Annotated in this window: 5 protein-coding genes; 2 read left to right on the top strand and 3 right to left on the bottom strand. The window is 31.3% G+C overall.

Going from position 1 to position 6,600, the window contains the following annotated elements:
• Positions 1 to 52 precede the first annotated feature (52 nt).
• Entirely contained in the window at positions 53 to 2,566 is a 2,514-nt protein-coding gene (locus tag ACYEKI_RS16795; protein ID WP_459212365.1) for a M14 metallopeptidase family protein, read from the top strand.
• A 63-nt stretch (positions 2,567 to 2,629) separates the two neighbouring features.
• On the opposite strand, the gene ACYEKI_RS16800 is transcribed toward ACYEKI_RS16795, so the two are convergent.
• Positions 2,630 to 3,097, bottom strand: coding sequence for an Mpo1 family 2-hydroxy fatty acid dioxygenase (locus ACYEKI_RS16800; protein ID WP_459212366.1), 468 nt, complete (start codon positions 3,095 to 3,097; stop codon positions 2,630 to 2,632).
• Between the two features lie 113 nt (positions 3,098 to 3,210).
• On the opposite strand from ACYEKI_RS16800, the gene ACYEKI_RS16805 reads away from it, so the two are divergent.
• Complete coding sequence (locus ACYEKI_RS16805) at positions 3,211 to 3,765, top strand: thioredoxin family protein (protein ID WP_459212367.1); 555 nt, start codon at positions 3,211 to 3,213, stop codon at positions 3,763 to 3,765.
• An 80-nt stretch (positions 3,766 to 3,845) separates the two neighbouring features.
• Here ACYEKI_RS16805 and ACYEKI_RS16810 read toward each other — a convergent pair whose 3' ends face one another.
• Both ACYEKI_RS16810 and ACYEKI_RS16815 read right to left on the bottom strand, forming a co-directional pair.
• Entirely contained in the window at positions 3,846 to 4,778 is a 933-nt protein-coding gene (locus ACYEKI_RS16810; RefSeq protein WP_459212368.1) for a peptidylprolyl isomerase, read from the bottom strand.
• Between the two features lie 81 nt (positions 4,779 to 4,859).
• Positions 4,860 to 6,413: a sensor histidine kinase gene (locus tag ACYEKI_RS16815; RefSeq protein ID WP_459212369.1), complete on the bottom strand. Its 1,554-nt coding sequence runs from the start codon at positions 6,411 to 6,413 to the stop codon at positions 4,860 to 4,862.
• Between the last annotated feature and the right edge of the window lie 187 nt (positions 6,414 to 6,600).

Consider the following 6,600-nt stretch of genomic DNA (forward strand, 5'->3'; position numbering starts at 1 on the left):
CTTAGATGGAGCGGTTTTTTTATATTTCAAAAAGAATCTTAATCACTATACAATGAAATACTTTTATGCATTTCTTCTTATTCTAATTCAAAATATAGTCGTTGCTCAAAACGATATATCTATAGAATATTATTTACCCAAAGATGTTACTTATAACCAAGATATCCCTACACCTCAAGATGTTTTGGGTTATGTTCCTGGTAAATGGCATGTAAGCCATGATCAATTGGTGACTTATATGAAAGCACTTGCCAAAGCTTCACCAAGGATTACTCTTGAAGATCGTGGAAAAACATTTGAAGATCGTCCGTTACTGTTATTGACCATTACTTCTGAAGCTAATCATGCTAATCTTGAAACGATTAGAAAACAACATATCTCTAATGTAGAAAGTGATCAATCTTCAAATCATGCATCTATGCCTATTGTTGTTTATCAAGGTTTTTCTATTCATGGTAATGAACCTAGTGGTTCTAATTCTTCATTAGTTTCTGCATACTATTTGGCTGCAGCCCAAGGACAAAAAATAGACGATTTATTAAATCACACTGTTATTTTATTTGATCCTTCTCTAAATCCAGATGGATTACAGCGCTTCTCTTATTGGGCAAATACAAATAAAAGTAAAAATATAAGTACAGATCCTCAAGATCGTGAATACAGTGAAGTATGGCCTGGTGGTAGAACTAATCACTATTGGTTTGATATGAACCGTGATTGGTTACCTGTACAGCTACCAGAATCAAGAGCTCGTATTACTACTTTTCATAAATGGTATCCCAATATCTTAACAGATCATCATGAGATGGGTTCTCATAGTACTTTTTTCTTTCAACCTGGAGTACAATCACGTACACATCCTCTAACACCTAAATTAAATCAAGAATTGACTAAAGCTATTGGTAATTTTCATGTAAAAGCTTTAGATAAAATTGGTTCTTTATATTATACAGAAGAGAACTTTGATGATTTTTATTATGGTAAAGGTTCTACTTTCCCTGATATTAATGGTGGTATTGGTATTTTATTTGAGCAAGGTAGTTCAAGAGGTCATGCTCAAGAAACGGATAATGGTATTCTTAGATTTCCTTTTACTATCAGAAATCAATTTACAGCTACACTTTCCACATTGGAGGCAGCAAAGAATATGCGTTCTGAGATTTTAAAGTATCAAAACGATTTTTATAAAAATGCTAAGAAGGAAGTAGAAAAAACTAAAGATGCTTATATTTTTGGTAATCATAAAGATGCCGCTAGTACTTATCACCTTGCAGAAATCCTTAAACGTCATCAAATTCGTTTTCATGAATTAAAAAATGATATGACTATAGATGGAAAAAAATATACCAAATCACATAGTTATATCGTTCCTAAAAATCAACGTCAAAGCCGATTGATTAAAGCTATTTTTGAACGTAGAACAAGTTTTCAAGATAGTTTATTTTATGATGTATCTGCTTGGACTTTTCCTCTAGCTTTTAATATGGATCATGCTACAAATGTAGCTATGAGTAATGCTGGTAACGAAGTCAATAACTTATCTTTCTTTACCCCTAAAATTGTTTCAAAAAGTGACTATGCGTATCTTATGGAATGGCATGAGTACTACAGTCCTAAAGCTTTATATCAAATCTTAGATAAAGGTTTACGTGCAAAAGTAGGAATGCGTCCTTTTACTCTAGAAGGAAAATCATATGATTATGGAACTATTATGATTCCTGTTCAAAATCAAGCTTTAGATACTCCTCAGCTTGCTGCTTTTTTACAAAAAGTAGCGCAAGAAAATCATATCACTATTACTCCAGTAAATACAGGATTAACCCAGGGTATTGATTTAGGAAGTAATCAGTTTAGAGCATTAACAAAACCTCATATCGGTCTTATTGTAGGTAATGGTATTACTTCTTATGACGCTGGAGAAGTATGGCATCTTATGGATCAACGTTATAATATTCCTATTACAAAATTGGATACTGACCGTTTTACTCAAAAAGATCTTTCTAGATATACACATATCATTTTGGTAAACAATTACTCACCGTTTCAGAAAAATGAAGTTGAGCATTTAAATCAGTGGGTATTGAATGGTGGTACATTGATAGGTTATAGAAATTCTGCTCGTTTCTTTAACGAACATAAGTTTATGAATCTAGACTTTTCTACTGCAAAAAGAACTGCAAAAAATATTTCTTTCGAACAAAAAAGAGATTATTTTGGAGCTCAAGTAATCGGTGGTGCTATATTTAATGCACGTATTGATCGCTCACATCCTATCAACTTTGGATATAAAAACGAGCATATCGCTTTATTTAGAAATACTTCTTTATTTATAAAAGCCAGCGATCAAAGTTATAACAATCCTATACAATATACAGATGCTCCTTTATTGAGCGGATATATTAGTTCGTCTAACTTAGACCTACTTAAAAATACTGTTCCTTTTAAAGTAAAAAGACATGGTAGAGGACATGCTATTCTATTTACTGATAACACCAACTTTAGAGCTTTTTGGTATGGTACCAATAAATTACTGATGAATGCTATTTATTTTGGCAAACAAATGTAATTTCTAATATATTAACAATGGAAATCCTCTTTATATCTTAATAAAGAGGATTTTTTTTATCTATCATTTTTTAATACTAAATAATTGTGCTATTACCCAAGCAGGGCCTATCAATAAAAACTGTAAATCTTGTAAAAATGATGGCTTTGCTCCTTCAAGTTTATGTCCATAAAACTGTCCTGCCCAAGCAATAATAAACACGGTTAAAGAAAATAGTCCTAAAGATACTTGAGTCCCTATCCAGTGATTAATGAGTATACAACCAACACTAAACACAAAAATTTTTAAACTCATACTCAACGATAATCTCAAGTAAAAAAACATAATTACTATTAAAGCAATCACGGCCCAATTAACATAAAGTGCATTAGAGATTCCGGTAATCGATATCAACGATGCATTAGGAATACTCATTAATAATCCTACTATCGAGAAAAAAATTGCAGGCACACATACATAATGAATCTTTTTATTTATAGGATGTTGATGACTTACAGCATATTCATCAAACCAATCTTGTAAACTTTTCATTTTAATATAAATTATGATCTTATTAAGATACATAAAATGTTGTTAAGTCCTCTTTCTTCTTTTATCAGTTGGGCTTATTATCGTAATTTTGATTAAAAATTCAATTTATAATTATGGCTAGAACACCTTCAAATATGTTACCTCTAGGCACTATTGCGCCAGATTTTAATCTTGTTAATACTTTAACCGATACTGATATAACATTGCAAGAATGTAAAGGTGATAAAGGAACTGTGGTAATGTTTATCTGTAATCACTGTCCTTTTGTTATTCATGTAAACTCAGAAATCGCAAAACTTGCTAAGGATTATCAATCTCAAGGAATTGGTTTTGTTGCTATAAGTAGTAATGATGTTGTAAATTATCCTCAAGATTCACCTCATCTTATGAAAACAACAGCTCAAGAGAATGCCTATAGTTTTCCGTACTTATATGATGAAACTCAAGAAGTAGCCAAAGCTTATGACGCTGCTTGTACTCCTGATTTTTATCTCTTTGACGCTGATTTAAAACTGGTATATAGAGGTCAATTAGATGATTCTCGACCTGGTAACGGAATTCCTGTGACTGGAAAAGATTTAAGAGCTGCTTTAGATGCTGTTCTTCATGATACCGTAATCGACACAATACAAAAGCCTAGTATTGGTTGTAATATCAAATGGAAATAATATCTTTATAAAAGATGACTATAAAAAAACCTCTAGAAGAAATCTTCTAGAGGTTTTATATTTTATACTGTTCTACAGTCTTACTTTACATCCATTAATTCTACATCAAAAATTAATGTAGCGTTAGGTGGGATTACTCCTCCTGCTCCACTTGCTCCATATCCAATATGTGGTGGAATTACAAAACGAGCTTTATCTCCTACTTGTAATAATGCGATACCTTCATCCCATCCAGCAATTACATGTCCCATTCCTAATGGAAAATCGATAGGTTGATTACGCTTATACGAAGAATCAAAAACAGTTCCATCTGGTAAACTCCCTTTATAGTGTACAGAAACTGTTTTTCCTTTTTCTGCTTGTACACCATTACCTTCTTGGAATTTTTTATAACGTAATCCGCTTTCTGTCTTATCGAAACCAGCTGCTAATTCTTCTAATAATTCCTCCGACTTTTTTTTTGCTGCAGCTTCACGTTCTGCTCTAGCACCATTAAATTGTCTGAAAGATTCTACTGCATTAAACTTTTCTGCTTCTGCACCTACTCTTACAATTTCTATAGAATCAATAGCATCTCCTTGTTGAACAGCATTTACTATATCTTGTCCTTCTACTACCTTACCAAAAACAGTATGTTTACCGTCTAACCATGGTGTTTCTACGTGAGTAATAAAGAACTGACTTCCGTTTGTTCCTGGTCCTGCATTAGCCATAGATAACACTCCTGGTCCATCATGTTTTAAATCTGGATGAATCTCATCATCAAATTTATATCCTGGTCCACCAGCTCCAGATCCTTGAGGATCTCCTCCTTGAATCATAAAATCAGCTATTACTCTATGGAATTTTAATCCATTGTAATATGGTTTTCCTTGAGGAATTGCATCGTTCTCAATTTGTCCTTCTGCTAATCCTACAAAGTTTCCTACTGTACCTGGTGTTTTTTGATATTCTAGGTTTATTAAAATACTACCTTTTGTAGTATTGAATTTTGCGTATATTCCGTCTTGCATTGCAACGTATTTTTTATGTCCATTTATTGAAGTGACAAAGATATAAAATTGTATGTTGAAATCGTTGTCTATATATGTTTATTATACATCAAGAATATAAGGTAGATACACTGTTACTTTTATACCGCCTTCTTCTTTTTCTTCTATTGTATATCTCGCTTTTTTATGCATTGATTTTGCATATATCTTTAAACGATCTTTTAATATATCTCCAGAATAAGATGCTTCTTTTTCTATAAATTGTTTTTCTTTTTTGCCTTTAAATCCTTCTCCATTGTCTTCGATAGTACATGTCAATAGTTTTTGCTTTTGATCCAGTATCATATCAACATGTATTTTTCCATCTTCTTTATTTATGATTCCGTGATTAATAGCATTCTCTACAAAGGGTTGTACAAACATAGGAGGTACCAATACCTCTTCTGTATCAATAGTTTCTTGTATTGCTAATTGGTATTGGAACTTTTGTGAAAAATTAGATTGTAATTCTAGATAATCTTCTACTGCTCTCACCTCATCTGCTACACTTACAAATTCTTCTCTAGAGTTCTTTAATACCAAGCGTATTAAATTCCCAAGCTTTACAATATACGGTACTGTTTGTTCAGATTTTTGATGTGCTAACCCACTTACTGTATTTAAGGCATTAAAGATAAAATGTGGATTTAATTGTGAACGTAATAAACGCTGTTCGAGATTTGCTGTTTCGTATTTGGTTTGTAGTTTTCGTTGTCTAAAAAATAAAATCCCTATTCCTAATAATAGTACTAAACCACCTCCTAAAGCCAATGTAATGATAGTGCGTTCACGTATTACTGCTTCTTGTTCTTGACTTTTTTGTTCTAGTTTTTGAATAGATGCTTCTTTTTCTTTGGTTTTATATGCGATATCTAATTCTTGCATTTGTTCTTTTAGTACATCTTTATAATAAGATGCTGTATACTTATTCATCTTTTCTAAAACTTCTATAGCCTTATCATATTCTTTTATGGCTTTGTAATTCATAACCAAATCACGACATACTTCTATTTTAAGATCATATACTACTTCACTATTTCTTTTTTTAATATAACTATCATTAACAATTCTTCTTAAAATAGTAATAGACTCATTTATTTTTCCTTCATAAAATAAAATCAAGGCATTATGTTTTTCTGTCCATTTACGACTAACTCGATCACCTTCTTTAGGGTTTTCTATATATTCTTTTCTTGCTTTTTTATAATAATAAACAGTTGAGTCTCTATTTTTTCTAACTCTAAAATAGTTACCAAGGTTTGAATATGCCATTCTTTTATATGCCTTAACATTATACTTCAATGCATATTTTAAACATTTATGATGATAATAATAAGATGAATCTTCTTTATCAATTCCATCTAACTGTTTTTGATCTATTGACTCTTCTAATTTATGGTGATATGCTCCTAGTTTATTATAAATCTTTGCTCTTTCTAAATGCGATTTCACATATATAGTATCTTTCAATATTTTCAATCTATAATACAATCCTTTATTTATACTACCTGTTTTAGCATACATACTTGATAAATTACTATATATAAATCTATTGAGTTCTTTTTTATATTCAGGATACTCTTTACTAATTTCCTCTGCTTTTAGAAGGTATTCCATGGATTCCCCATACTCATTTCTCCTAGACAGTAATATTCCCTTATTAATATAAACCCGTGGTGCATTTGAAGAAAGTTGTGCAAACTACTAAATAGCAGTAAATTGAAGTAACGACACTTTAATTTATATGCACAACTTTAGCGCAAATTTCGAGAAAATAATGGGTGTTTTGAAAAAATTGGAGGTA

Source organism: Aquimarina rhabdastrellae (assembly GCA_947387485.1).
In the GTDB taxonomy this organism is placed as follows: domain Bacteria; phylum Bacteroidota; class Bacteroidia; order Flavobacteriales; family Flavobacteriaceae; genus Aquimarina.